The organism is Oleiphilus sp. HI0066 (assembly GCF_001635725.1).
The window spans coordinates 1-1,140 of record NZ_LWFH01001825.1 but is presented as its reverse complement, the minus strand read 5'-3'; the positions used below and the strand labels follow the sequence as shown (position 1 = coordinate 1,140).

Genomic DNA, 1,140 nt, shown 5'->3' with positions numbered 1-1,140 from the left:
TTCTAGTAAATCTGCTCCCTTGGACACTAACTTAATCTCGTTGACAACGGGGCTTGCTAATGGAGCAATCGAACAATCTGGTTCGTCAGGAGAAACCAGAACCGGGTTTGCATCAACGTCATAGGTACGAGAGCACGCAGAGATAAAAACAATACAGACTAATGAAGAAACGAGTGCACGAAGAGACAAAACAATTTCCAACTATAATTCTTTGAGCCCAAGATTATATCGATGTTTGAATTATTGTTAGAGAGTCCGTACACAGTTTTTAAGACAAGTCTTTATATTTCTAGATCATGTACAATATGCGGGTTACCGCAAAAGATTATTCAATACATCTATCAATTCATTTAAGTGGACTATGACCAAGCAACTTGATCGCACCTTTTCGATTGCTCCTATGATGGACTGGACTGATAAACATCAGCGCTACTTTGCTCGTTTACTAACGAAGCGCTCGCTGTTGTACACAGAAATGGTCACGACTGGCGCCATTATATATGGAGATGAAGATCGGCACCTTGAGTACAACGAAGAAGAGCATCCTATTGCTCTTCAGCTTGGAGGCAGCGACCCTAAAGATCTTGCCAAATGTACCAAAATAGCTAAGACGCGTGCTTATGACGAAGTCAACCTTAACGTAGGCTGTCCAAGTGATCGAGTGCAAAATAATATGATTGGCGCTTGTTTAATGGGGCATAAAGACCTCGTTGCTAGTTGTATCTCTGCAATGCGAGAATCATGCGACATTCCTGTAACAATCAAACATCGTATCGGTATAGACGACTTCGATAGCGAAGAGTTTTTGAGTGATTTTGTCGGCACTGTCGCAGAAACCGGATGCTCTACATTCATCGTTCACGCCAGAATTGCAATTTTGGATGGTCTAAGCCCGAAAGAAAATAGAGAGATCCCTCCCCTCAAATATGATTGGGTATATCGTTTAAAACAACATTTTCCAGACCTAGAAATCATTATAAACGGAGGAATTAAAAACCTTGATGAAGCAGAAAATCATCTTAAAAATGTAGATGGCGTCATGCTTGGTCGAGAGGCTTACCATAACCCGTGGCTACTTTCGGAAGTGGATCAACGGTTATACAACACTCCATCCAAGGTTTTAAAAAGACATGAAGTTAT

2 protein-coding genes are annotated in these 1,140 nt (G+C 41.1%); one reads left to right on the top strand and one right to left on the bottom strand.

Translation table 11 applies throughout. The annotated features are described in order from the left end of the window. On the bottom strand, positions 1 to 189 hold a 189-nt coding region (locus tag A3738_RS32270; RefSeq protein ID WP_231876788.1), incomplete at its 3' end, for a hypothetical protein. Positions 190 to 361: 172 nt separating this feature from the next. Between A3738_RS32270 and dusA the strand changes: the two genes are divergently transcribed. Continuing rightward, the coding region (dusA, locus tag A3738_RS28385) for a tRNA dihydrouridine(20/20a) synthase DusA (RefSeq protein WP_068764015.1) at positions 362 to 1,140 on the top strand (779 nt) is incomplete at its 3' end.